Origin of the sequence: Neisseria subflava (assembly GCF_024205705.1) — a bacterium.
GTDB classification, from domain to species: domain Bacteria; phylum Pseudomonadota; class Gammaproteobacteria; order Burkholderiales; family Neisseriaceae; genus Neisseria; species Neisseria subflava_D.
In genome coordinates this window covers 1129687-1155368 of the sequence record NZ_CP073115.1, presented here as the reverse complement: position 1 = coordinate 1155368, position 25682 = coordinate 1129687, and the positions used below count along the sequence as shown (strand labels likewise).

The window sequence follows — 25682 nt, the reverse complement described above, 5'->3', positions numbered from 1 at the left end:
CATGGCGCAACGCAGCAGCATTGAAAAACTCCCCGAAGCCGTCCGACATGAATTTGAACGGAAGCTGGTAGAAAACGGTTTTTCAGACTACCAAGCCATTGCCGAATGGCTGCAAGACCAAGGCTATGAAATCAGCCGCTCAGCCGCCCACCGCTACGGCCAAAAAGTGCAACGTCGTTTTGCTGCCATCAAATCCAGCACCGAAGCCGCGCGACTGATTGCCGAAGGTGCAGCCGATGAAGGCGATACCCGTAGCGAAGCCCTGATGGCCATGCTGCAAACCGAACTGTTCGACGCATTGGTAGCCATAGGCGAGATGGACAGCGAAGAATTAAACGCGCTCGACCGTTTCGGCGTGATGGCCGAGGGTGCGAAGAAAATTAGCGGTCTGATTTCCGCCAGCACACGCCTGAAAGAGTATCAGGCCAAGGTCAAAGCCAAAGTACAGGCGGCCGCCGAAGATGTAGCCAAGCAGGCCAAGAAAGGCGGCTTGTCTGAAGAATCGGTCGAGGCCATCCGCAAGCATATTTTAGGGATTGCATCATGACGCCGTCTGAAATCCGAAATACCCGCCCATCAGAAGACCGTACCCCTACGGTCTTATTGCCGTATCAGCAGGCTTGGTGCGCCGACCAGTCGCCTGTGAAGCTGTGCGAAAAATCGCGCCGTATCGGTTTGAGCTGGGGAGAAGCTGCCGATACCGCCTTGCTGGCCGCATCCGCTAAAGGCATGGACGCATGGTACATCGGCTATAACAAAGACATGGCCTTGGAGTTTATCCGCGACTGTGCAGGCTGGGCGAAGCATTACCAGCTGGCGGCAGGCGAAATCGAAGAAACCGAGGAAGTGTTTGTCGAAGGCGACGACCGCCAGGCCGTGTTAGCCTTCGTTATCCGCTTTGCTTCCGGCTTTCGCATTACCGCCTTATCCAGCCGGCCTTCCAACCTACGCGGTAAACAAGGCCGCGTGATTATTGATGAAGCAGCGTTCCACGAACAGCTCGGCGAATTGCTTAAAGCGGCAATGGCCTTGCTGATGTGGGGCGGCCAGGTGCATATCATCTCTACGCATGACGGCGTAGACAACCCATTCAACGAGTTGATTAACGATGTGCGTGCAGGGAAAAAACCTTATTCCGTCCACCGCATTACCTTTGACGAAGCGGTTGAACAAGGCTTGTACCGCCGTATCTGTCTGCGTTTGGGCAAGGATTGGACACCCCAAGGTGAATCCGCGTGGTGTAAGGAAATTCGTGATTTCTACGGTGAAGATGCCAGCGAAGAGTTGGACTGTATCCCGAAAAACGGCGGTGGCAAATGGTTGAACCGTGCCTTAATTGAAAGCCGTATGACCCCATACACGCCGGTTATCCGCTACGACCAGACCGACGATTTCGGCCTGCTGCCCGAACCGCGCCGCGCAACGGAGGTGGCCGACTGGATAGCCGACACCCTGCAACCGCTGCTCGACGGTTTGGACAAGACCCGCGTTTCTTTTGTAGGCGAAGACTTTGCCCGCTCGGGCGACCGCACCGTGATTGTGCCGCTCTTACAAAGCAAAGACCTGATTTTAAAACCGGCGTTTGTTTTGGAACTGGGCAATATGCCGTTTGCCCAGCAGGAGCAAATTATGCAGCACCTGTTGGCCAATCTACCTAATCTGCGCGGCGCGGCCTTGGATGCGCGAGGCAACGGTCAATCTTTGGCCGAAGCCATGCGCGATGCGTTCGGCGCAGAAGTGGTGGAAGCCGTGATGCTGTCGGAAAACTGGTACCGCATCCATACCGCTCCGTTCAAAGCCGCCCTCGAAGACGGCACACTCGACGGCCTGCCGCGAGATGAAGACATCCTCACCGATTTACGTGCGTTCGAATTAGTCAAAGGCGTGCCTCGTATTCCGGACACCCGAACCAAAGGTCAAGACGGTAAAAAACGCCACGGCGACGCAGCGATTGCCTTTGTCCTTGCCCATTACGCCAGCCGCGAACTCAATGCCGGACCGGTACGCGTGGCCAGCCGCCGCGTGCGTCGAATTAGCAGAACAACGCATGGCTTTTAGGCCGTCTGAAAAGAGAATCCCATGAAAAAACCGCATTTCAAGCTCAAAACCAATCATGGCAACATCACCTTCAAACCCGATGACCTGACCGGCCATATCGCCGTCTCACGCCAATTTTTAGGCGGTTTCGGCGGTTGGTTGCCTAATCCTGACCCGATTCTGCGCAAGATGGGCAAGCAAATCCATGTTTACCGCGAATTGTTGCGCGACGAGCTGGTCGGCAGCTTCGTGCGCCGCCGCAAAGCCGCTGTGGCACGGCTGGATTGGAAACTCAGCGGCGATGAAGTCGAAGATCGTGTATTGGATTTTGTCGAAAATTGGCTGGCCGCTGATGTCGATGTTTATAAGATCTGCAAAGACATCATGAATGCCTCATTTTTCGGCTATCAGCCTATCGAAATTATCTGGCAAAAAGGCAGTCAATGGCTGCCGTCTGAAATTGTGGCCAAGCCGCAGGAATGGTTCGGATTCAATGATGAGCGTGAGTTGGTTTTTACCGAAAACGGCTTGAGCCAAGAGCCGCTACCGCCTTATAAATTTCTGTGTCCGCGCCATGAAGACGACTATCTTAACCCTTATGGCCTAAGTGATTTGGGTTTGGTGTTTTGGCTGGTAACTTTCAAACGCGGCGGCATGAAATTTTGGGTAAGTTTCACCGAAAAATACGGCGCACCTTGGCTCATTGGCAAAGAGCCACGCTCCAATACCCATAGCGACACTGAAAAGCTGCTCGACGCATTAGAAGCCTTAATAAGCAATTCGGTCGGCACGATTCCGAATGATTCCAGCGTCGAAATCCACGAAGCCAGCGGCAAGTCATCATCAGTAGATGCATTCGACAAGCTGCTGAAAGAGTGTAAGTCCGGCATCAACATTGCCTTACTTGGCCAAGACCAAACCACCGACAAAGAAACCAACCATGCCAGTGCCAGCGCGGGCTTGGAAATTGCCGACGATATCCGTGACGGCGACCGCCGTATTGTTGAAGCAGCGTTTAACGAATTGATTGAATGGGTGGTGGAACTGAATTTCGGCGATGTGGCTTGTCCGAAATTCGAGCTGTTTGAAAACGAGGAGGCAGGCACGAAAGAGCGTGCCGAGCGCGACAGTATGCTGTCCGGCGCGGGTGTGAAATTCACTCCGCAATATTGGAAACGCACTTATGGTTTGGAAGACGGCGATATCGTTGAAGAAGATACCATTATCCCGACCGCTGCTGACTTTGCCGAAGGTTGGGATGGCACAGAAACCGATGCAGGATTGATTTTAGATACGCTTGCGCCCAATGCGGGCCGTCTGAACCAACAAGGCCACGACCTGACTGCCTTATTGGTGCAGGATTTGCAGCGCGGCGAAACCGAAGACAATATTCTCGACCGCTTGGCCGAGCAGTTCCCGAATATGGATGACACCGCCTTACAAAACGAGCTGGCACGAGTGATTTTCCTGTCAGGTTTGGTCGGCCGCATTGAAGCGGCACAGGAGATGAGCTGATGAATCCGGAAGACATCAAGGCTATTTTCGGCCTAGAGCCGGAAGCAGCGGTCGAATATTTGAAGCAGAAAGGTGTGGCCGTTTCGTGGGATTGGCAAGATATGCTCGACGACGCACACGCTACCGCGTTCACCGTGGCCAAAACCGCAAGCATGGACGTTGCCAATGATATTTATCGCGCCGTTGTCAACGCTGCCGAGACCGGCCAAACGCTGGAGCAGTTCCAGAAAACACTCACGCCGGTATTACAAAGCAAGGGCTGGTGGGGACGCACCCAAGCAACCAATCCGGACACCGGCGAAGCCCAAACTGTTCAGCTCGGTAGCCCGCACCGCCTGAAAACCATCTATCTGACCAATATGCAGTCAGCCTACATGGCCGGACGCTACGCTGAAATGATGGATTCTGTCGACACCCACCCGTATTGGCAATACGTCGCTATAAACGACAGCCGCACCCGTGACAGCCACCGTAGAATGCACGGCCGTGTCTATGCAGCAGCCGACCTGGTTTGGGACACCATGTATCCGCCGTTAGATTTCCGCTGCCGCTGCCGCGTGCGTCCATTATCACGCGCCGCAGGCGAAAGCCGTGCCTTACCCAGTCCGACACTTGAGACTCAAACCGTCGACATCGGTAGCAACGAATACACCGGAGAAGCCCGCTACGCCCAACGCACCGGCTTGCGGATTGACGGAAAGTTTGTCGCCCCTAGCGCAGGCTTCAATGCCAACCAAGGAAAAGCCATGCTCTCGCGAATGGCTTCCGTAGCCGTCCAGAAAGCACAATCCGTTCATCCCGATATTGCACGCGTAGCCTTAAAAACCATGATGACCAACAGCAAATTCAAATCCTCATTATCTGCTGTCGATTTGGCATGGGTACTAAAATTAATCAAAGGTTAGATATGCTCGAAATTAATCTTGATACTTCATCACTAGATCGCGGCTTGAGCCAGCTTCTACAAAACGTAAGCCATCCGCGCAAAATGATGAAAGCCATCGCGACCGAAATGACTTCATTAACTGAAGAAAACTTCGAAAGCGAAAGTTTCGGTGGCAACAGATGGAAACAAAGCCAACGCGCAGCTCAAGGCGGCCAGACTCTGCAACTGACCGGCCAACTTGCAGCCAGCATCTCCACACAAGTAGGCAACAACTTTGCACGTATCGGAAGCAACAAACCATACGCGGCAATCCACCACTTGGGTGGCTCCGCAGGCCGAAACCATAGCGTCCAACTTCCAGCCCGACCCTATCTACCAATCAACGGCAGTGGTCAACTTCAAAACGGAGCAGATAAACGCATCCTTGACATTGCAATCGAGTCACTCAGTTCAGGCCTGTAAACAAAAAAAGACGAGCAAATTATGCTCGTCTTTTTATTGCACTCTATGAAACTACTTTTCACAAAACCAACCCCACCAAATCCCGCTCCATCCAAAATAATCCCAATTATCTCAGAGACACTATATATTTATCTCATTGGGTTTCAGTTACCTTCGAGACCACCGCGGCCGTCCCGCCTATCCCCTGTTGTCCATGTTCAAAGCCGTCCTGCTCGGCCAATGGCACAGCCTTTCCGATCCCGAACTCGAACACAGCCTCATCACCCGCATCGATTTCAACCTGTTTTGCCGTTTTGACGAACTGAGCATCCCCGATTACAGCACCTTATGCCGCTACCGTAACTGGCTGGCGCAAGACGACACCCTGTCCGAATTGCTGGAACTAATTAACCGCCAACTGACCGAAAAAGGCTTAAAAGTAGAGAAAGCATCCGCCGCCGTCATTGACGCCACCATTATTCAGACCGTCGGCAGCAAACAGCGCCAGGCCATAGAAGTCGATGAAGAAGGGCAAGTCAGCGGCCAAACCACGCCGAGTAAGGACAAAGATGCCCATTGGACAAAGAAAAACGGTCTCTACAAACTCGGTTACAAACAACATACCCGTACCGATGAGGAAGGCTATATCGAGAAATTGCATATCACCCCCACCAACGCCCATGAGTGCAACCACCTGTCGCCTTTGCTGGAAGGTATAGCCAAAGATACGACCATCTATGCCGATAAAGGCTACGACAGTGCGGAAAACCGGCAACATCTGAAAGAACATCAGTTGTTGGACGGCATTATGCGCAAAGCCCACCGCAACCGTCCGCTGACGGAAGTGCAAACCAAACGCAACTGATATTTGTCGAAGACCCGTTATGTGGTCGAACAGAGCTTTGGTACGCTGCACTGTAAATTCCGCTATGCCCGGGCAGCCTATTTCGGGCTGATTAAAGTGAGTGCACAAAGCCATCTGAAGGCGATGTGTTTAAACCTTTTGAAAGCCGCCAGCAGGCTAAGTGCGCCTGTTGCTGCCTAAAAGGCGGCCGGATGCCTGATTAATCAGGTATCCAAGGGGGATTAAGAGGGTATTTGAGTAGAATCAGCGGATATTTGAAACAAAAACAGCCGAAAACCTGTGTTTGGGTTTCGGCTGTTGGGGAAAGGACTTTTTTGCAAAGGTCTCTAGTTGTCAGCAACCGAGACGAGTGGTTTACCTCTTTCAATGCCGAACATGTGCAGAAAGCCAATTTTTTGGAAATCGCATTATGGGAAAAAGGGCTATTACCTGTTTTTTGATCATGTTACGTTTCATTGATAGGAAGGCCGTCTGAAAACGGTTTTTCAGACGGCCTAAAATATTCGACCTCTACATAGGACAAAGCATGACCCTCAAGAACAAAAAAATCGTTTGAAGACAGCAAAGACCGTGAAGAACGGTTGAAGCAGGAGAAAAAACAGCAGAAAGAATTGAAGCAATGGTGCGATGACAATCCGAATATTTGTGCCTGAACCATTTAATTAAGGAGTTGTTATGTTGAAATTTGTTTCGTCGTTTGATGATTTAAAAGATTTTGAAGATCGCAACACCTATTATTTACGCATCCGCATCCATCCAAAATATACGGGAAACAAAACCCTCGCCCTGGATACCTATCTGCAAAAACTCAGGTTTTTTTTGCTAGATGTCAGTCGACATATTCAGCCATGTGTGGATGACGATTGGTCATGGGTGGATTATTTGAAGCGGGAGAAAAAAATCGTCCAATACAGTTTGATGCGTGAATTTGATTCAGTTCTGCACCAAATAGCGAAAGGTAATGAAAGCAACGATATACAGGTACTGTTAAATGCCATTATCCCAGCGGTGTGTCCAGTAATAGGTTTTGACAGCATCAAAATGGGGCGCGTCGTAAAGGTGGTGCAGGCGGTTGGGAACAGCTTTGATGACCGGCCTTAAGGCTTCGTTCAATGCCTGGTAATTCAAAGGCAGCGGTTCTCCGGCATCGCCGACGTCGGGCAGTTCGTCGATTTTGATGACGGAAACGCCGTTTGCCTGCGTTTTGACCGTGATTTCGGGGTACTGGGCCGCCAGCCGCGCCCATACCTGCGGTTCGATACGCATGGATAGGGATTTACCTAGAATAGTGTACCAAGCGATGCTTTTAGCTGCATCCTTATAATCCCTTAATCCTGCATAAGCATTACAGTTGGGCATCACATTATAGTAATGGGTGGCAACCTGGTATTCGTGCGGCTCCCATTCGTCGGGATCATAGGGCAAAATACATTCTAATCCCGCGTAGCCGTGCAGCACGTCGAATTGTGCGCACAGGTAATCCACCCACTCTTCAAATTCCGCCCGTTTGGTTTCATCCTTCAGCCAACCTATGGGAAAGGCCAAACTCAAATAGCTGAGGAGATTGTATTCGAGTTCTCCTGTCAGAGATGTGGTCAGAGTGGAGCAATGGTAGTCCGGGGCATAATCGCTTTTTCTTTCCGAACTAATATGGGCTTCTAATCTTTCATCCCATTGGGCTGTTTTTTGGCTTTTCTCCATACTTTTTTCAAATTTCGCAGCACTGAATTTGACAAATCTTTGATGTTCTTCAAAGAACAAACCGTTCAGATACTCGTCATATTGCGCTTGATATCTTTTGAACACATCCAATACCTTCCGCTGCCCACTTTCACTCCCGCCGCCGTAGAAATATATAGTAATGCCCAACCCCATCTTGGCATACAGCCTGTGTTCGTCGTCGTACAGTTCGCAACGCTGCGCATTAAACATAATGTTGTTCAAACGATTTTTTTGTTCTTGAGGGGGCATGTTTGATCCAATGTAGAGGTCGAATATTTTAGGCCGTCTGAAAACCGTTTTAGACGGCCTTCCTATCAATGAAACGGAACATGATCAAAAAACAGGTAATAGCCCTTTTTCCCATAATGCGATTTCCAAAAAATTGGCTTTCTGCACATGCTCGGCATTGAAAGAGGTAAACCACTCGTCTCGGTTGCTGACAACTAAGGTATTTTTGCCGTCTATGTCGATGGCCTCCGCCGTGTCGGGAATATCGCTTTGTCCGATTTTGTGCGGCAGTCCTATCATCCATGCACAAGTCCCGCGGTGAGGGAAGACAGCGTAGCTGCCTTCATAGTAGTCGGAGGAGGAGGGGGAGCGCATATCGAAATTGCCGTCCGCTAAAGTAATACTGTCCACGGGATAGTGCTTATAAGCCAGCCTGATCAGTTCGATTAAATCCTGTTTGCTGTAATACGGTTTTTTATCGGGTTCTTTGCGTAGGAGATCAAAATATATTTCCAATCTGTCAAATTTTTCGTCGGCATAATCGGTATCCAGTAGTCTGAGTTTGTGCGTATAGCTAAACTGAAATTTGCGGACATCTAAAGCTTTGCCATCCATAAACCCAAACCGATGCCGAAGGCAATAGCACACACTATAGCTACGACTCAAGGGGCAATCCCGAGGCTGTGATCCAAGCAGACGGCACGAGGGAATCCTACCTGCATGATGCGGAAGGCAGATTGCTTGAGCATACCGATCCGCTCAAGCAAAGCACCCGCTATACCTACGATAAAGGCGGCCGTCTCTTCATCCGTACCGATGCACTCGGACAACAAGTCCAATACCGATACGACCTTAACAGCCGTTTGGTCGGGCTGCTGAACCAAAACGGCGATCTTTACGGCTTCCGCTACAACAGCGTCGGCGCGCTGACCGAAGAAAAAGGCTTTGACGGTAAAATCACCCGCTACCATTACGCCCAAGGCGGCATGCTTGAACGCATAGACGAAGCCGGTACCGTCACCAAGCTGGATTACGACCCCGCCGGCCGTATCGAAAGCCGCAGCATCCTTGTGACCGATGAAAACGGCGAGATACACGAAGCCGACAAAGAAAACTACGCCTATGACCCAAGCGGCAGACTGGCAGGAAGCCGTATGGACGGCGGAATACGAAGCATGGGGTAGAATCCGTAACGAAACCGTTTCAGACAGCCTCGAAGTCAACGTCCCGTTCCGCTTCCAAGGACAGTATTACGACGAAGAAAGCGGGCTGCACTACAACCGTTTCCGGTATTACGATCCTGAAATCGGGCGGTTTGTGAGTCAGGATCCGATTGGGTTGCAGGGAGGGATGAATTTGTTTGAGTATGCACCGAATCCAATTATATGGGTCGATCCGTTGGGATTGAAGAACTATAGAGATAGATTTTGGGAGCGTGCTGGAGAACAAGACAAAGGAAAATATCAGGTTCATCACATTATTCCCCAAGATATTTTTAAGAAGGAGGATTCAGGCAATATTTTAAGGTGTCATGGTATGGATGTAGATAATTTAGGTAATTTGATAGGATTGCCAAGAAATATTAATGACCATCCAAGGCTGGGAAACCCTTGGTTTGGGGATGCTCAGCATAATTCTGATCATAAGGCATATTCAAACTCTGTGAGGAAAGCTATTGTTCGAATTGGCTCAAAAGGCTCATGCCTCCGACAAAAGAGCAAGTTGCTGGCTTTGCAGAAATCTTTGCGAAGAATGCTGCAAAAAGGAGAGCCTATTATAAGTAAATCTGGCGCTACTGAGCAACAATGGGATGGTGTTTTAAGAGGTTACTAATATGTTAGAAAAATTGAAAATTAGATTTAATGGCAAACAAAAAGAATTATTTGAGATTTTAAAAAGCCCATCATTTTTTCGTGGTAATTTTAATCTTCAAGAGTATTTTGTTATTTATGATAGATCAGAGGCTCAAGATTTATATGAAACACAAGATCCGGATTACACCATATATAGCAGCTATCCGGATTTGCTTGGTGAAAGAACTACCCTTACTTATCTTTTTGAGGGAATAAGTGCTACAGAAGAGCAACAATTCGCTCCTTTTTGGAATAATTATGAGAATAAATTATGGAATTTAATTTTACAGCTACAACAAGAAAATCAAGATTTTTTTCCTGAGCCGTTTATAGATTTTGTTTATAATGACTTCTTAACTTTTGCTGCATATGGGATCTTTTCTAAAATAAAAGATGATTTTATTGAAAAGCAAATTGAAGTCTATAAAAATGGTGGCTTTCCTTGTGGTTGGAAAGGGGAGTTTCCGGATGGTGTAATGGTTGTTTATTCGCCTGAATAACTGTTTGTCTTTCTATTTGTCAAAAGTAAAGTAAGGCCGTCTGAAAAGCTTGCCCTCTTTTCAGACGGCCTTTTCAGTTAAAAGTATTGGATCGCTATGAAGTAAAGACATTCGGGTACCCGCCGAATTGTACAGCTATGATCCCGAAACCGATCCGCTGCTGAAAATCCCGCCCGAACACCAAGAGCAGTCCGAAGCGCAACCCGAATTGGTTTATTACCAACTTGACCATCTCTGTACGCCGATTGCCGTACACAATGCAAAAGGCGAAGCCGTATGGACGGCCGAATACGAAGCATGGGGCAGAATCCGTGACGAAACCGTTTCAGACGGCCTCAAAGTCCATGTTCTGTCAGTATCATGATGAAAAGCACAGGCTGCAACCGTTTTTATTCTTACAACCAAAAGAACACTGGATGAAATTGAAAGAACCGGAGATATTTTAACAACAAGGGATTTGTTGAGAAAAGGCTGTCTGAAAAACCTTTCAGACGGCCTTTTTGTTTTTGAATTCTGTTGGCAGGCTAAAATACTAGCATTATGAATTTAACATAATATAAAATATCTGACCATTTCCTATTCCTTCATCAAATTCGCTTTTTGTTCCTGATTGTTAATTGAGAGTTAATGATACTCTAGAGGGTAGGTTAATAGTACTCCAATTTTTAGTATAAAATCAATAGGTTTTAATAGAAATTTGGCTGGTTAATTTTACTGTAACCTTATCATTATAGTTAATTAAAATCAAAATAGGATAATAGTGCATCGTCAAATCGAGCGTAATCAGACAAAACGGTTCTCAGGTACCGCTTAATATTCGCCCACACCTTCTCAATCGGGTTGAGCTCAGGTGAATAAGGTGCAAGAGGCAATACCTTATGTCCCCATTTTTCCGCCATTTCCCGTAAGACACCCATACGGTGAAATCGTGCATTATCTAAAATAATCACCGATTTTTGAGTCAATGTGGGCTGTAGGCATTGCTGAAACCACGCTTCAAAAAAGACTCCGGTCATCGTATTTTGATAAACCATCGGAGCAATCAGCCGGTTGCCGACTTGTGCGGACACCAGAGATAAGCGTCGGTATCTTTTTCCACTTATCTGCGCTTTCACTATTTGCCCTTTTAGGCTGCGGGCATAGGGACGGAACAGGTAGCGGTCAAATCCTGTTTCATCCAAATAAACACGTTGGTAGTCGGAAAATTCGGCCAGCTGTGTCAAATAATGCGTTACTTTGGCCGGGTCTTGTTCTTTATAAGTGGTGGTCTTTTTTTGCGCGTCATCCCCATCTGTTTGAGTGCATAGCAAACGGCGGCTGCCGTACAATCAAAATGTTTGGCGATTTCATGCAGATAGGCATCCGGGTGTTGCCCAACATATTGAGCCAGTTTTTGCCTATCCAATTTAACGGCATTTAGACTGGTAACTTGATGTTTTAGGCTGCCTGTTTGTTTTTTAAGGCGAATCCATAAGTAAAGCGTGTTTCTTGACAAGTTAAACGTTGCTGCGGTTTGGCTGATGTTTTTGCATTGTTCGTAATAGTTTAAAGCTTTGTTTCTTAAGTCCGTAGAATATGCCATGGTTAGACCTTCAAAGTTGAGTATTGTACTATTTTTTTTTTAATTGACTATAATTGTAGCCTGGCAAAATAGAGTAGGGTAAAGATAGTGAATTGTGCCAACTTTGTTTGAACTTATTCAAAACTGTTCAGATGGTCTTATTTCATTAATCCTAGCTTTTTTCTCTCTACAAAATGCAAAGACCATTGTTGATTAGTTATTATCACTTATAACTACTGTCAATCCCTGCATTTTAGTTTCCACTGTTTTTCCTACTTTCTTTCAATCTTTCCTTAATCATGTGTGAACCTTTGCTTTTTCAGTCAATGACTTTATTTATTGGAGAAATGTTTTCACTATCAGCCTTAACAATCACTATTAAAATATGCTCCGATGTTCTGTCTCCGCCTGTATGCGGCTTGGGCGACGGCGAGGCTGCATTCGAGTAGGTTGCGGTTGCGGTGTGCGGCTCGCTTTGGTTTTGCTTCCAAAACCGCAGTTGGGTGATGGCGCAGCATAGGCCGGTATCGTTGCGGAGAATGCCTAGATGGTGTTGGTTGAACGCTTGTAGGGCGGGGCGGCTGAATGTGTTTTGGAGGCCGTCTGAAAAGATGCCTGCTTCGGCGGATGGACGTTCAGGCGGCCTTTGGGACGATACGGCTTGGAATGCTTGTTCGTCTGCGATGGTTTGGGCGGCAAGTCTAGCGATAACGACGCATTCGAGCAGGGAGTTGCTGGCGAGGCGGTTGGCTCCGTGCAAGCAGTCGGCTACGAGTCCCCCAGCCAGTTCAGCCGTGAATACAAACGCTATTTCGGGCATGCGCCGAAGGGGGATATTAAATAGATGAGTTTTAAAGATAGGTGGCAAAAACGCCTGAAAATTTGACCGCACTTTGATGTCTAAAATGAAACTTTGTACTATTATTTCAACTTGCGATACATGTTAGGGAGTAATTTATGAAATCCAAACTATCCGCGCTCGTCGCTACAACCCTTCTCGCCGCCTGTTCTACCATTCCGCAACATAATGAGCAGGCGAAAGCCCTGTTGGACGAAGGCATTGCCCTGTATCAAAAACAGGATTACCAACATGCAATGTCCTACTTTGAGCAAGCTCAACAGGCTGGGCATATGAAAGCGCCGCGTTATCTGGGGCTGATGTATCTAAACGGCGAAGGTGTCGCCAAGAATGCGAAAACCGCTTTTGCCTACTTCATGCAAGCGGCCGAAGCGGGCGACATCACCGGGCAATACTGGCTCGGCCATTGCTACGAAAACGGCATCGGCACAACAAAAGACATGACCAAAGCTGTGCATTGGTATCAAGAGTCCGCTAAACGTGGTGATCATATTTCTCAACCTGCCATTGATGCTTTAAACCGTTTAGGCATCAAAATACATTGACGATTTCTTACAAAATTTAAGGAGTTTCCACGATGAAGAAAACCGTAACGATGATTGCCGCAAGCTTGTTGCTTGCCGCTTGCAACGCCACCTCAAATGCGACTGAAAAAGCAGTGACGACTCAAAACACGCAAAATTCCGCTTGGGACAAACAATACGGCGGCGCGGATAAATCCTACGATAGTCGCTTGCTTGCCTTGCGTGAACAAATTGCACCACGTTTTGAAGTGTTAACGTTTAGAGATCCCAAAACAGGCAAAGAAATGCAGTACAACCTGTACACCCCGAAAAATCTTGAGCCGGGTCACAAATATCCGTTAATCATGTTTATCGCAGATGCCAGTACAGCAGGAAAAGGCGTAAAAGCCCCACTAATGCAAGGCTACGGCGGCATTATCTGGGCAACCGATGAAGCGCAGGCGAAACATCCAGCCTTTGTCCTTGTACCGTCTTACACCGAAACGGCTGTCAACGATAAATGGGAAACAACAGAAGAAGTACCCATGACCTTACGCCTTGTCAAAAATCTGATCGCCGAAAAAGCGATTGATACTAATCGTGTTTACACCACTGGTCAATCCATGGGCGGTATGATTTCATTCTACCTAAATAGTATCGAGCCTAACTTCTTTGCGGCGTCTATGTTTGTCGGCAGTCAATGGGATATCAATGTTTTAAAACCATTGGAGAAAGCGAAGTTTATTTATACCGTTTCGGCTGCCGATCCAAAAGCCTCTGCAGGCATGGCTCAAGTTGGAAAAATGCTGAAACAAGATAAAGTCAGCTACGCCGAAACTGAGTTCTCTGCCAAATTACCGCAGACCGAACAAGACGCAAAAGTCCAACAAATGCTTGCCCAAGGCAAACGTATTAACTTCATCCGTTTCGCACCAAATACCGTAATTCCGGAAAACTCAACCCACAAAGGTGCAGAGCATATGTACTCATTTGATTACGCCTATTTACTCGAACCTGCCCGTGATTGGTTGATGAATCAGAAGAAAGGAAAATAATCTTAAAAATACAAGCGGTCAGATTTTGAAGGTGAGTTGCAAAAACATCTCAAAATTTGACCGCTCTTTTTTCTAAAAGACTGTCTGAAAAACTATCTTTTGCTTTAAAAAGTAAGCAAATTAACATTTTTTTCATTGAAAAAGCGTAAAAATACAAACTTATATCGTTAGAAAAAGTGTATGCGGTACTGTATAATTAGCCTACATCCCTTGTTTTAGAGAAATATTATGCAGCGTAAAATCATACAATCCTTAGAAAAGTGGAAGCACAAAACAAACAGAAAACCATTAATTATTCAAGGAGCAAGACAGGTAGGAAAAACCTGGGCGATGAAACACTTTGGCGAGCAATCCTTTGAAAAAGTGGCGTATATCAACTTTGATAATAACCCTCGCATGAAAACGCTATTTTCTGGCGACTATGATATTGATCGCTTAATGCTCGGTTTGAAAATTGAAAGCGGTGTCGATATTCAAGCAGAAAACACCCTGATTATTTTTGATGAAGTACAAGAAGTCTCGCAAGCATTATCTTCACTCAAATATTTTTACGAAAATGCACCTCAGTTTTATATCATCGCGGCAGGTTCATTGCTTGGGGTATCACTACATCATCAAGTCTCTTTTCCTGTCGGCAAAGTGGACTTTCTACCACTTTATCCCATGGATTTTCATGAATTTTTAACCGCACTTGGCAAACAAGATTTGGTGAAATTGCTTGAGCTGAAAGACTGGTCGCTAATTTCAGCCATGAAAACCACCTATATTGATTTACTCCGTCTATATTATTTTGTCGGCGGCATGCCTGAAGCGGTAAAAGTATTTATCGAAACACAAAATGTCGATGAAGTGCGTCAAATTCAACGTAATTTATTGATGGCGTATGAGCAAGATTTTTCCAAACATATTCACGATGGCCAAACTGTGCAAAAAGTGCGGTCAATTTGGGCCTCCATTCCTGAACAACTTGCCAAAGAAAATAAAAAATTTATCTATGCTCAGCTACAAAAAGGGGCGAGAAGCAAAGACTACGAAATTGCATTGCAATGGCTAAAAGACAGCGGCTTAGTGCATAGCGTGCCTCGAGTGAAGAAACCACATTTGCCGCTTTCCGCCTATCAAGATAATGCCTTTAAATTATACGGTTTAGATGTGGGGCTGCTTGCCGCGCAAAGCAATTTGGATGCCAGCGTACTGCTAGAAGGCAGCCGTATTTTTACCGAATTTAAAGGCGCTTTAACCGAACAATATGTCTTGCAACAACTAATTGCCACGCAAGAAAACCCTATTTTTTATTGGGCAACTGAAAAAGGCACTGCAGAGGTTGATTTTGTTGTACAACGTAAGCAAGCTGTAATTCCGATTGAAGTCAAAGCAGAAGAAAATTTAAAAGCGAAAAGTTTGAAAGTGTATGTAGAACAATTTCAGCCAGAACAAGCAATTCGCTTTTCCATGGCGGATTATAGGGAACAGGATTGGCTGGTGAATGTGCCGTTGTATGCTACATATTTTATTTAAAAAGCTTGAAAAAGTCCTATTTATCCATATTTCAAGAAAAGTTATCGAACAAAAGAATGAAGAGAAGATTATGAACAAAAAACAGTTTATACGAGAATTGGTTAATGAACTATCTGCAAATAATTTAGCAATTTTTGCTGGGGCTGGATTATCTGTTGCTGCTGGATTCGTGGATTGGAAAGGGTTGCTTAAAGATTTAGCTGAAGAATTAGAGTTGAATATTGACAAGGAAGAAAATGATCTAATTTCCTTAGCACAATACTACATCAATGAAAAACAGGGTAATCGTTCTAAAATAAATCAAATCATTTTAAATGAATTTTCTCACCAAGCAGTTCTAACGGAGAACCATAAAATTTTAGCTAGGTTACCTATAGATACTTTTTGGACAACCAATTATGATTCAATGATAGAGAATGCTTTAAGAGATGCGGGGAAAGTTGTAGATATCAAACATTGTATAGGCCAACTCCCTATCTCTATTCATAAAAGAGACGCCATAGTTTATAAAATGCATGGTGATGCTTCTCTTCCAGACCAAACGGTCTTAATTAAAGATGATTATGAAAAATTTCATTTAACAAGAAATGATTTCTTTACCGCACTGCGTGGAGATTTATTAACCAAACGTTTTCTTTTCTTAGGATTTAGTTTTTCCGATCCTAATATTGATTATATTTTAAGCAGAATTCGCTCGTCATATAATGAAAACCAGAAAGAACATTTTTGTATTCTTCGCAAGGTTCAGCAATTACCTGAAGAAAATCAAGCTGATTTTGAATATAGAAATCGTAAACAAGAGCTATTTATCAATGATTTAAAAAGAGTAGGGATTAGCGTTTTGTTGGTTAATCAATATGAGGAAATTACAGAGATTTTACGTGAGGTGGAACAAGCACAAAAACGTAAAACTGTCTTTATCTCAGGCGCTGCAGAAGATTATTCTCCTTATTCTCAGCAAGAGATTGAACAATTTGTTTCTTCTCTTTCTCAAGAGATTTTAAAACTAGGGTATCGTATTGTTACAGGTTTTGGATTGGGAATAGGCAGTTCAGTTATTTCAGGATCGATAAAATATCTTACGGAAAAAAATTTAAAAATAGATGAGGACTATTTGATACTTCGTCCATTTCCTCAAAATAAAGAAGGTGAAGAATTATGGTCTGCTTGGCGTGAAGATATGATTTCTTATGCTGGTATCTCTATATTTCTATTTGGAAATAAATCACAAAATGGAGAGATAATTCTATCAAATGGCATGCAAGAAGAGTTCGATATTTCCAAAAGAAATAACAATGTCTTAATTCCTGTTGCTAGTACAGGAAATATGGCAAAAAAACTTTGGGAAGAAGATATGGGTAAGGAGTGCTCTGAAAATATTGAAACTGAAATGCAGGCACTATCTAAAGAAAATATTCCGTTAGATGAATTAAAATCTAATATTTTGTCAATTTTAAAAAAGGTTAAATAATTATGATGAGAAAAGTATTTTATAGTTTTCATTATGAAAAAGATGTTTTCCGTGTTCAACAAGTAAGAAATATTGGAAAGCTAGAAGGCAATCTACCTGCGACACCTAATACTTGGGAAGAAATAAAAAGGAAGGGAGATAAAGAAATACAAAAATGGATTGATGAAAATTTAGCTGGTAAAAGCTGTTTGGTTGTTCTGATTGGAGAAGATACAGCTAAACGAAAATGGGTAAAATATGAAATTAAAAAGGCTTGGAATGAAGGGAAAGGTGTATTGGGTATCTATATTCATAACCTAAAAGATCCAAAAAGTGGTAAATGTGAAAAAGGAAGAAATCCATTTGAGCAATTTGAATTTGAAGATGGCTCTAAATTATCTAATATAGTCAATTGTTATGACCCTAAATCTTCAGATGCCTATAATGATATTGCAGACAATATAGAAGAATGGATTGAAAAAGCAATTTCTATCAGAGAAAAATATAAATAATTTAAGGGAATTTATCATGGGAAATAAAGTATTTATTTCATACAAGTATTCTGATGATTCAGTGAAACAATTAAGACCACATGACTTTTTTCATGTAACAACTGCCCGTGATTATGTGGATATTATTCAAAATAAATTTGATCGAGATGGAATTCATATTAATAAAGGTGAAAAGGATGACGAGAGCTTAGCGGACTTTAAAAGTGAAACTATCCGCTCAAAGCTGGCAGATAAAATCTTTGATAGTTCTGTTACCATTGTTCTTCTCTCTCCTAATATGAAAGATTTTTGGAAAGTAGAGAAAGATCAATGGATACCTTGGGAAATTGCTTATTCATTAAAAAGTAAACGACGTTTAGATAACAGGAGCAAGCGTAATGCAATTTTGTTAGTAGTTTTACCTGATAGATGTGGAAATTATGATTATGTAAATTCATATGGATTTTATTTTGATATTATTAAAAATAACTTAAATAACCTTCATACTCCATATATTGCAGATAAACTAATAAATGGTTGCTCTAATTCATATATGTTGAAGTGTAATTGGGCTCAGTTTATTTCTAATCCAAATGCTTGGATAGACGCTGCAATAGAAATTAGAGATAAAGGAGACAAATATAATATCGTAGTAAGACCTTAGTGTATATCCAAAGGCCGTCTGAAATTTCAAACGGCTTTTACTTTTAACGCATCCACAATCAGCTTAAACACATTGGAATGCCCGCGACGGCTGGGATAATAGAGGTAAAGCGGTTCGTAAGTCATAGCATACTCAGGCAACAGCTCAACCAGGTGCCCCGAATTGAGTGCATCCGCTACGCTCATATGTGCTATCCACGCAATGCCAAGGCCGTCTGAAACGGCTTGCAGACGCAGATGATTGTTGGTGGAAAACTGCGATTTGGGCGTGAACGTAATCAGCTCTTTTTTGTATTTGAATTCCCACTGTATCTCCGTGCCGTGTTCATCGGAGAGTTTTATGCCGATAAGGCGGTGCTGTTGCAGATCATCAATATTTTTCGGTGAACCGTGTTGTGCCAAATAATCGGGCGAGGCAACCAATACCATTTTGAGCGGTGCGGAAATTGGTACCGCAATCATCTCTTTCGCTACCTTGTTACCTAACCGAACGCCCATATCAAATCCTTCTTTCACAATATCTGCCCAACGATCGTCCACCACGATTTCCAAGCGGGTTTTCGGGTATTGGTTCAAAATCGGCTTTAATTTTGGATACAACACGGCTTCCGCTGCTATTACAGGGGCATTGATGCGAATCAATCCCGATGGCGTATTCAAAAAATCATTTAATGCATCGACTTCTTGGTTTATGGCTTGATAAAGTGGGAAAAGTTGGTTGAAAAGCTGTTGTCCGGCTTCGGTCAGCGACACATTGCGTGTAGTGCGGTTGAACAGGCGCAGGTTCAGCCGCGTTTCTAAATTTTTCATGCTATGGCTCAACGCCGAAGAAGAAATCCCCAAAAGCTGTCCCGCTTTTACAAAACTCTGCGTTTGCGCCAACGTCAAAAAATAATTCAGTTCGTTAAAATTCTGCATTTTCTCTTTAAACTCTCTTTTATTAGTGAATTTAATTCATTGCATCATAAACCCAAACCCAATTTATCTCAATAAAAACAAATCATAAAATGACTGCACTTTCATGAGAATAAACAGGAGATAATATCATGCAAAACATCACATTAAACAATGGAGTAAAAATTCCTGCTCTCGGTTTTGGCGTATTTCAAATTCAACCCGAAGAAACGGAACAAGCCGTGATTGCCGCCATCAAGGCTGGTTATCGTCACATCGATACTGCTCAGGCTTATATGAATGAGACGGAAGTCGGTTTGGGAATTAAAAATAGTGGCATGGCGCGCGAAGAATTATTCGTTACCACCAAAATTTGGGTGGAAAATTTCGGCTACGAAGCCGCTAAAGCCTCGCTGGAGCGTTCATTAGGTCGTCTGAATTTGGATTACATCGATATGGTGCTGATTCATCAACCTTACGGCGACAGCTACGGTACATGGCGCGCGCTGGAAGAATATCAGGCAGCCGGCAAAATCCGCGCCATCGGCGTGAGCAATTTTTCAGCCGTGCGCGCGGTGGATTTGGGGCTGTTTAATAAAGTGATGCCGCAAGCGAATCAGATTGAAATCAATCCGTTCCAACAAAAAAACGAAGCTGTTTCCGCTTTGCTGGCTGAAGGCATCGCCGTGGAAGCATGGGCGCCGTTTGCCGAAGGCAAAAATGATATTTTCCACAACCCCGTATTAAGCAAAATCGGCGCGAAATATGGCAAATCCGTGGCGCAGGTGATTACCCGATGGCTGGTGGAACGTGGCATAATTGTATTGGCAAAATCCACCAAACCCGAACGCATGGCGGAGAACTTGAACATCTTTGACTTTGCCCTCAGTGATGAAGACAAAGCAGAAATTGCCAAACTGGACGGCACGTTCGACGCCATCGTCAATCACGACACGGTGGATAATTTGAAACGTATCGCTTCATGGAAAATGGGACGATAACCGCAAACATCACATCCTTTTTTTATAAATTATTTATTCTAGGAGTAAAAATGAACATTTTATTATTAAACGGTGGTAAAGAATTCGGCCATTCGCATGGTGAGTTAAACAACACGCTTCACAAAAAGCAAAAGAAGTTTTGACCGCACTTGGACACAATGTAAAAGAAACTGTGATTGATGCTGGCTATGATGTTGAGGCAGAAATCGAAAAATTCTTGTGGATGGATGCCGTGATTTGGCAGATGCCTGTTTGGTGGATGCACGAGCCTTGGACAGTGAAGAAATACATAGACGAAGTATTTATCGCTGGACACGGCAAGCTTTACCACAGTGATGGCCGTCATCGTGTCAGCCCGACCGAAGGCTTCGGTACAGGTGGTTTATTGCAAGGCAAAAAACACATGCTTTCGCTTACTTGGAATGCGCCGATTGAAGCGTTCACCCGTGAAGGCGACTTCTTTGAAGGCAAAGATGTGGATGCTGTGTACATGCCTTTCCACAAACTCAACGAGTTCATCGGTTTGACCCGTCTACCGACATTTACATGTAACGATGTAGTTAAAAATCCACAAGTAGAACAATACTTCGCAGACTACCAAGCACATTTGAAAAAAGTGTTCGGTTAATGATAAAACATCAACTTGAAGCGGTGGGCTTTTGCCCACCATTTTGTCAGTCGCTAATTGGTACGAAATACGGCAAATCCATGGCGCAGGTGATTACCCGCTGGCTGGTGGAACGCGACATCATCGTGTTGGCAAAATCCACCAAACCCGAACGTATGGCGGAAAACTTGAACGTCTTTGACTTTGCCCTCAGCGATGAAGACAAAGCTGAAATTACCAAACTGGACGGCACGTTCGCCGCCATCGTCAATCACGACACGGTGGATAATTTGAAACGCATCTCCGCGTGGAAAATGGGCGTGTAAGTGTAGCGAAAAACCATCTGCAATTCATCATATGAAAGGACAAAACATGATTAACGGGTTAGATATCGAACGTTTCCGAACTACCATGGCAGCGGTTGAAAATGACCATGCAAAAGGCAAGGCAGTATTACGCGCCGATTCGCGCTGGGTATCCGGCACGAAGAATGAAATCTCCGTGCGCCGCTTCCCTGCCTTTACCACAGACGAACCGAAAAACATGGGCGGTGAAAACGCCGCCCCAAATCCGGTGGAATACCTGATCAGCGCTGCGGCAGGCTGCTGCTCCATAGGTTTCGAGTTGCAAGCAGCATTGGCAGGCGTGAAACTGGAACAGTTTGAAATATCCGCAAGCGGCGGTATCGACATGGCCAAACTGTTCGGCATGGAAGATGGCTACGGCGGACTGGATAATCTGGTGCTAACCATAAAAGTAAAAGCCGACGCCGACCTTCCTACCCTGCAAAATTTCGCCGACCGCTCCGCCGCCACCTCGCCAGTGTTGAACAGCCTGAAAGCGCGGGCAAAAGTGGTTGTGGAAAAAATCTAGACGACTCAAAACGTTTTCTTGTTTTTATTTCGTTAAAAGCCCCTTTTCTGGACAACTAGAAAAGGGCTTAATCGCTCAAAGGAGTACATGGCATGCAACAACTGCACACTTTGAAAGACATCGAACAGGCCATCGCCACACACCCTTTAGTATCACTGTACATCAAAGCCCCAATCTGCGGTGTTTGTACGGTCGTGGCCGTTCAGCTTGACTCAGCTTTGGCGGAGGAAGGAAATGTGTATGCCGTAAAAGCCGATATTGCTGAAATACCCGAAATGGCCGGACGTTTCCACGTGTTGACCGTACCTGCATGGCTGCTGTTTTATCAAGGCAAGGAAGTAGAACGGATGGCCCGCTTCATCCCTCAGGCACAAATGAAGCAGACATTGGCAAAATGGACAAAAGTAGCAGAAAGCGGGCATCAGTAACCGGTCTATCAATGTTTCAGACGGCTGCGGTCTTGATAATGATGCAAGTGGTCAAATTTTTAAGATGATTTGCAAAACACTTAAAAATTTGACCGCTCTTTATTACGAAAAAGGTCGTCTGAAACGGCTTGCAGACTGAGATAATGATTGATGAAACGCTGTGATTTGTACACTAAAACCATCTTCTGAAAATCCCCTTTGACATTCCCCATCTTTCCATCTAAAATAAGTTCAAATTTTTAAACATATAAACTTAAAAGGCCGAATATGCCGCAACAAACCATGAATTTAATGCGCGAGTGCATTCCCATTTTTACCGTGTTGAGTGATGAAAACCGCCATCAAATCCTGCGTGTGCTGTGGGAACACGGCAAGATGAATGTGAATGAGCTGACCGAGCATCTGCATCTGTCGCGCCCTGCGGTGTCGCATCATTTGAAAATCATGTTGCAAGCCGGTGCGGTGGCAGTGGAGCAGGTCGGCAAAGAGCGGTTTTACAGTATTGCCATGGCGGATGCGGTGGCGAGGTTGAAACAGCTTGCCGATTTGATGGCTCAAAATTGCCCACTTTCAAAATAGGGTTATTCATTAACCCTTTATTTTCACCCAAATACGTTTACATTTTTAAACTTATAAACTTAAAGGAAAGATTATGTTATTTACTCCATTTACTTTTCAAAACGGCAAAACCGTTAAAAACCGTATTTTCAAATCAGCCATGGAAGAGCAACTTGCCCAAAACGACCAGCCGTCTGAAAAACTTGTCCGCCTGTACGACACTTGGGCAAAAGGTGGTGCAGGTGTGTTGGTTACGGGCAATGTGATGGTCGCCGAAAGCGGCAAAGGTTCGATAAACGATGTGGTGATTTCAGACGGCCGCAGTCTTGAGATGCTGAAAAAATGGGCGAAAGCCGGCACACAAAACGACACGCTGCTCATCATGCAAATCAACCATGCGGGCAAACAGTCGCCTGCAGTGGTCAATAAAACACCACTTGCGCCGAGCTCTGTGCCATTGGTAGGCATGGACGGCTTTATCAATCCGCCTCGCGAATTAACCGCCGATGAAATCAACGGGCTGATTCAGCAATTCGTGCAAACCGCGAAAATTGCTGAACAGGCAGGCTTTTCAGGCGTACAAATTCACGCCGCGCACGGCTATCTCATCAGCCAATTTCTCTCGCCGCACCACAACCGCCGCCAAGACCAATGGGGAGGCAGTTTGGAAAACCGTATGCGCTTCCTTTTGGAAACCTACACCGCCATCCGCGCCGCTGTGGGTAAAGATTTCTTAGTGGGTGTAAAACTCAATTCGGCGGATTTACAAAAAGGCGGATTTGACGAAAGCGAATCGGTACAGGTGGTACAAAAACTGTCAGAAATGGGCATTAATTTTATTGAAGTTTCCGGTGGCAACTACGAAAGCCCGCAAATGCTCGCCGCCAAAGACAGCACCCGCAAACGCGAAGCCTTCTTCATCGATTACGCCGAAAAAGCCCGTGCAGTCAGCCAAGCTCCGCTGATTATCACCGGCGGCTTCCGTTCGCAAACTGCAATGGAAGATGCCTTATCTAGCGGCCATTTGGATTTGGTCGGCGTCGCCCGCCCGTTTGCCTTAGTGCCTGATTTAGTGAATAAAATTCAAAACGGCACCTACCAAACCGTGCAAACCGACCGCATCAAAACTGGCGTCGTATTTGTTGATAAAAAAGCGGGCGCGATGTTGGAAATGAACTGGTATATGATGCAAATGGACTTAATCGGACAAGGTAAACAGCCTGATCCTAAATTATCGGCGTGGAAAGTATTGCTGAAAACTTTGTGGGAAAACGGCAAAGCAGGTTTAAGTACTGGCAGATCTTGATGGGGTAAGCAGGGATTTGAAGGAGGATTAAATTTTAAAATTTAACCGTATGTAAAAGCATGGAATATAAATAAATTGATACTAAAAAACCGTTTGAATCTTTAAGTTCAAATAGTTTTTAGAATTTTAGATATCCACTGAGCGATACAAAAGATCCTGTTCTTTGAAAGTGGCTAGAATAAGAAATTTAAAAATATTAATTAAATTACTAAATTATGATTATAACTTATAATCATAATTTAACATAACATAAATTAATTTCCTTTTCCCTATTCTTCTACAAATTTTGCTTATTGTTCCTATATGTCAAATAAGAATTAATGATACTCTAGATAGTGTGCTCATAATACTCTAATTTTTAGCATCAAATCAATAGGTTTTAAGAGAAATTTGGCTGTAACTCTACCACTCAATTATTGAGTAATAGAGTAGGGTAGAGGGGAGGAAACTTATTACGATACTTAAGTACCTTCAACTCATAGCATATAGCTAATTTATAATGTAAAGGCCATCTGAATATCAGACGGCCTCCTGTCTATTAGAATTTAGACATTGTAAATTTCTTCGTTCTTAACATTTTCTTAAGGCTTCCGCTTCAGTCGTACCCGGAGGGTTTATACCAAAAAAAGCTGAACCATCCTTGTAACTTGAGTCAACTAATACGATCGATCTTAAAAAAACTTGCTCAAACTGAAATCAAAATAAAGCCATCGTTAACACCGAGATTTGGAAAGCTACGTAAAGGCTCTTCAAAGAGTACGAAGCATTTTACTTTCAGACAAGCTTTGAGTTGGAATAGATCATGATGAGATTTTCAGGTTTTTTGTCGGGAGAAATAAGAAGTTTATCAAGATATTCGGGGTCATGCCAGTCATCCCAAGGTGCTAGACTAAAATAAGCTTTAATAAAATCATCAATAATAGCTGAACCTTCGGTATTAATATCAATAATATTTCCTTGTTCAATTAAGTCAATATTAGAAAAATATTGTTTCAGTATATTTTTATTTACTATACCTTGTTGAATAATTGGCCAGAATCCTTTCTCTAACGATTCTTCAGTAATAAACATAGCAGCAATAATATCGTTTTTATCTATTTTTATATCTTCATATAAAGGAAGGTTTTTTGAGGAAATTTTCATTTTGGTAATTAAGCAGGCTACACCTATCCAATCATATTTTCCAAGAATCTGTCCAACAGCTAAAAAATCATCTTCTATGGGAATGCCAAAATAATCGCCTACCTGCCATTTCTGTTTTTTTCTTGCCATTTTTTAAAGTTCCTTTCTGTAATTCAATAAGGCATGGGATTTTTTCCACCTGCTGCACGGTAGTGAGGTTCAGACATCTGATGACGTTTATTGGCTAAAGGTCATCCTCGACTATTGATATCGCCTTGTAATCTAATGTGATCTTCTTCCAATCGGTCTAGACATTGACCAGATTTAGTTTGCCCAAGTAAGGTAAACCTGTGAGTTGCTCTGAATGCTCTATTATGTTCTCTTTGCCTGGCAAAATATCTTATTGAGGATTTGGCTTGGCCTACATATTTTTCGCCAGTTTTAGGATGTGTCCTCAGATAAACAATTCCACAAATACCTGGCGGGCAATAGCAGGGGTCAGTTTTCTCTGATTCTGGTTTGCTACACACTCCTTATGGCCTCTAGAGGCAATTACTGCTGTTGCCGCCTAAAAGGCGGCTCGGATGCCTTGTCAACATTGTAATAAATTATATTTCATTTGTAGAAAATATATTATCTTCTATATAGCAGATTTGAAAAGAGCAATTAGATATTAAATTATCTTGTATATGTATTGATCTGAATACACAATTAATAAATGTGCAATTAGTAAATTTTGTATTACA

Annotated in this window: 27 protein-coding genes and 3 pseudogenes; 24 read left to right on the top strand and 6 right to left on the bottom strand. The window is 44.1% G+C overall.

Annotation, left to right across the window (positions count from 1 at the left end; translation table 11 throughout):
• Position 1 precedes the first annotated feature (1 nt).
• The 7 genes and pseudogenes from KCG54_RS05510 (at position 2) to KCG54_RS05480 (ending at position 6845) form a co-directional block, all read left to right on the top strand.
• Entirely contained in the window at positions 2 to 547 is a 546-nt protein-coding gene (locus KCG54_RS05510) for a DUF3486 family protein (protein WP_049322363.1), read from the top strand.
• On the top strand, positions 544 to 2058 hold the full coding sequence (locus KCG54_RS05505) for a terminase large subunit domain-containing protein (protein ID WP_254324904.1): 1515 nt from the start codon (positions 544 to 546) through the stop codon (positions 2056 to 2058). The genes KCG54_RS05510 and KCG54_RS05505 overlap by 4 nt, the downstream gene beginning before the upstream one ends.
• A gap of 21 nt (positions 2059 to 2079) precedes the next feature.
• Positions 2080 to 3552, top strand: a complete 1473-nt coding sequence (locus KCG54_RS05500) for a DUF935 domain-containing protein (protein WP_254324903.1) — start codon at positions 2080 to 2082, stop codon at positions 3550 to 3552.
• A complete protein-coding gene (locus KCG54_RS05495) occupies positions 3552 to 4457 on the top strand; it encodes a phage head morphogenesis protein (protein WP_254324902.1) in 906 nt (301 codons plus the stop codon). Before KCG54_RS05500 ends, KCG54_RS05495 begins: the two co-directional genes overlap by 1 nt.
• Before the next feature lie 2 nt (positions 4458 to 4459).
• Positions 4460 to 4900: a phage virion morphogenesis protein gene (locus tag KCG54_RS05490; RefSeq protein WP_254324901.1), complete on the top strand. Its 441-nt coding sequence runs from the start codon at positions 4460 to 4462 to the stop codon at positions 4898 to 4900.
• A 148-nt stretch (positions 4901 to 5048) separates the two neighbouring features.
• Positions 5049 to 5924: pseudogene (locus KCG54_RS05485) on the top strand (IS5 family transposase); the annotation flags it as partial.
• Between the two features lie 495 nt (positions 5925 to 6419).
• Positions 6420 to 6845, top strand: a complete 426-nt coding sequence (locus tag KCG54_RS05480; protein ID WP_254324900.1) for a hypothetical protein — start codon at positions 6420 to 6422, stop codon at positions 6843 to 6845.
• Here KCG54_RS05480 and KCG54_RS05475 read toward each other — a convergent pair.
• A complete protein-coding gene (locus tag KCG54_RS05475; RefSeq protein WP_254324899.1) occupies positions 6732 to 7715 on the bottom strand; it encodes a type VI immunity family protein in 984 nt (327 codons plus the stop codon). The genes KCG54_RS05480 and KCG54_RS05475 overlap by 114 nt on opposite strands.
• A gap of 84 nt (positions 7716 to 7799) precedes the next feature.
• Complete coding sequence (locus KCG54_RS05470; RefSeq protein WP_254324898.1) at positions 7800 to 8309, bottom strand: Imm52 family immunity protein; 510 nt, start codon at positions 8307 to 8309, stop codon at positions 7800 to 7802.
• A 68-nt stretch (positions 8310 to 8377) separates the two neighbouring features.
• Between KCG54_RS05470 and KCG54_RS05465 the strand changes: the two genes are divergently transcribed.
• The 4 genes from KCG54_RS05465 (at position 8378) to KCG54_RS05450 (ending at position 10411) form a co-directional block, all read left to right on the top strand.
• The gene (locus KCG54_RS05465; protein WP_254324897.1) at positions 8378 to 8878 is read left to right on the top strand and encodes an RHS repeat protein; all 501 of its coding nucleotides are present in this window, start codon (positions 8378 to 8380) and stop codon (positions 8876 to 8878) included.
• Positions 8817 to 9527 carry an RHS repeat-associated core domain-containing protein gene (locus KCG54_RS05460; RefSeq protein ID WP_254324896.1) on the top strand — a complete coding sequence of 237 codons (711 nt, stop codon included), beginning with the start codon at positions 8817 to 8819 and terminating at the stop codon, positions 9525 to 9527. The genes KCG54_RS05465 and KCG54_RS05460 overlap by 62 nt, the downstream gene beginning before the upstream one ends.
• A gap of 1 nt (position 9528) precedes the next feature.
• Positions 9529 to 10047 (top strand): hypothetical protein, encoded by a 519-nt coding sequence (locus KCG54_RS05455; RefSeq protein WP_254324895.1) that lies wholly within the window; start codon positions 9529 to 9531, stop codon positions 10045 to 10047.
• Positions 10048 to 10174: 127 nt separating this feature from the next.
• The gene (locus tag KCG54_RS05450) at positions 10175 to 10411 is read left to right on the top strand and encodes an RHS domain-containing protein (protein ID WP_254324894.1); all 237 of its coding nucleotides are present in this window, start codon (positions 10175 to 10177) and stop codon (positions 10409 to 10411) included.
• A 370-nt stretch (positions 10412 to 10781) separates the two neighbouring features.
• Here KCG54_RS05450 and KCG54_RS05445 read toward each other — a convergent pair.
• Positions 10782 to 11629 (bottom strand): IS630 family transposase gene (locus KCG54_RS05445; RefSeq protein ID WP_254324893.1). Its coding sequence is split into 2 segments (ribosomal slippage): positions 10782 to 11314 and positions 11314 to 11629, totalling 849 coding nucleotides; the frame shifts between segments, so codons are not numbered across the junction.
• Between the two features lie 344 nt (positions 11630 to 11973).
• Positions 11974 to 12368, bottom strand: a pseudogene (locus KCG54_RS05440) (L-aspartate oxidase); the annotation flags it as partial.
• Between the two features lie 197 nt (positions 12369 to 12565).
• Here KCG54_RS05440 and KCG54_RS05435 point away from each other — a divergent pair.
• From KCG54_RS05435 to KCG54_RS05410, 6 genes are all read left to right on the top strand, one after another.
• Positions 12566 to 13012 (top strand): tetratricopeptide repeat protein, encoded by a 447-nt coding sequence (locus tag KCG54_RS05435; protein WP_254324892.1) that lies wholly within the window; start codon positions 12566 to 12568, stop codon positions 13010 to 13012.
• Positions 13013 to 13044: 32 nt separating this feature from the next.
• Positions 13045 to 14025, top strand: a complete 981-nt coding sequence (locus tag KCG54_RS05430) for an alpha/beta hydrolase-fold protein (protein ID WP_254324891.1) — start codon at positions 13045 to 13047, stop codon at positions 14023 to 14025.
• Between the two features lie 228 nt (positions 14026 to 14253).
• Positions 14254 to 15543, top strand: coding sequence for an ATP-binding protein (locus KCG54_RS05425; RefSeq protein WP_254324890.1), 1290 nt, complete (start codon positions 14254 to 14256; stop codon positions 15541 to 15543).
• Positions 15524 to 17014 (top strand): SIR2 family protein, encoded by a 1491-nt coding sequence (locus KCG54_RS05420; RefSeq protein WP_254324889.1) that lies wholly within the window; start codon positions 15524 to 15526, stop codon positions 17012 to 17014. The genes KCG54_RS05425 and KCG54_RS05420 overlap by 20 nt, the downstream gene beginning before the upstream one ends.
• A gap of 2 nt (positions 17015 to 17016) precedes the next feature.
• Positions 17017 to 17505 carry a TIR domain-containing protein gene (locus KCG54_RS05415; protein ID WP_254324888.1) on the top strand — a complete coding sequence of 163 codons (489 nt, stop codon included), beginning with the start codon at positions 17017 to 17019 and terminating at the stop codon, positions 17503 to 17505.
• Between the two features lie 16 nt (positions 17506 to 17521).
• Complete coding sequence (locus KCG54_RS05410) at positions 17522 to 18148, top strand: TIR domain-containing protein (protein WP_254324887.1); 627 nt, start codon at positions 17522 to 17524, stop codon at positions 18146 to 18148.
• A gap of 26 nt (positions 18149 to 18174) precedes the next feature.
• On the opposite strand, the gene KCG54_RS05405 is transcribed toward KCG54_RS05410, so the two are convergent.
• Positions 18175 to 19065 carry a LysR family transcriptional regulator gene (locus KCG54_RS05405; protein WP_254324886.1) on the bottom strand — a complete coding sequence of 297 codons (891 nt, stop codon included), beginning with the start codon at positions 19063 to 19065 and terminating at the stop codon, positions 18175 to 18177.
• A 128-nt stretch (positions 19066 to 19193) separates the two neighbouring features.
• Here KCG54_RS05405 and KCG54_RS05400 point away from each other — a divergent pair, with 128 nt between their 5' ends.
• The 7 genes and pseudogenes from KCG54_RS05400 (at position 19194) to KCG54_RS05370 (ending at position 23814) form a co-directional block, all read left to right on the top strand.
• The gene (locus tag KCG54_RS05400) at positions 19194 to 20042 is read left to right on the top strand and encodes an aldo/keto reductase (protein ID WP_254324885.1); all 849 of its coding nucleotides are present in this window, start codon (positions 19194 to 19196) and stop codon (positions 20040 to 20042) included.
• A 50-nt stretch (positions 20043 to 20092) separates the two neighbouring features.
• A pseudogene (locus KCG54_RS05395) lies at positions 20093 to 20670 on the top strand (NAD(P)H-dependent oxidoreductase).
• A complete protein-coding gene (locus tag KCG54_RS05390) occupies positions 20670 to 20975 on the top strand; it encodes an aldo/keto reductase (RefSeq protein ID WP_254324884.1) in 306 nt (101 codons plus the stop codon). The pseudogene KCG54_RS05395 and the gene KCG54_RS05390 overlap by 1 nt, the downstream one beginning before the upstream one ends.
• A gap of 46 nt (positions 20976 to 21021) precedes the next feature.
• On the top strand, positions 21022 to 21522 hold the full coding sequence (locus KCG54_RS05385) for an OsmC family protein (RefSeq protein ID WP_224783358.1): 501 nt from the start codon (positions 21022 to 21024) through the stop codon (positions 21520 to 21522).
• 92 nt (positions 21523 to 21614) lie between these two features.
• Complete coding sequence (locus KCG54_RS05380) at positions 21615 to 21950, top strand: thioredoxin family protein (protein WP_254324883.1); 336 nt, start codon at positions 21615 to 21617, stop codon at positions 21948 to 21950.
• Between the two features lie 267 nt (positions 21951 to 22217).
• Complete coding sequence (locus KCG54_RS05375; RefSeq protein WP_070591088.1) at positions 22218 to 22529, top strand: ArsR/SmtB family transcription factor; 312 nt, start codon at positions 22218 to 22220, stop codon at positions 22527 to 22529.
• A 73-nt stretch (positions 22530 to 22602) separates the two neighbouring features.
• On the top strand, positions 22603 to 23814 hold the full coding sequence (locus tag KCG54_RS05370) for an NADH:flavin oxidoreductase/NADH oxidase family protein (protein ID WP_254324882.1): 1212 nt from the start codon (positions 22603 to 22605) through the stop codon (positions 23812 to 23814).
• 774 nt (positions 23815 to 24588) lie between these two features.
• Here the strand turns inward: KCG54_RS05370 and KCG54_RS05365 are convergent.
• Positions 24589 to 25086 carry a hypothetical protein gene (locus KCG54_RS05365; RefSeq protein ID WP_254324881.1) on the bottom strand — a complete coding sequence of 166 codons (498 nt, stop codon included), beginning with the start codon at positions 25084 to 25086 and terminating at the stop codon, positions 24589 to 24591.
• Positions 25087 to 25682 lie beyond the last annotated feature (596 nt).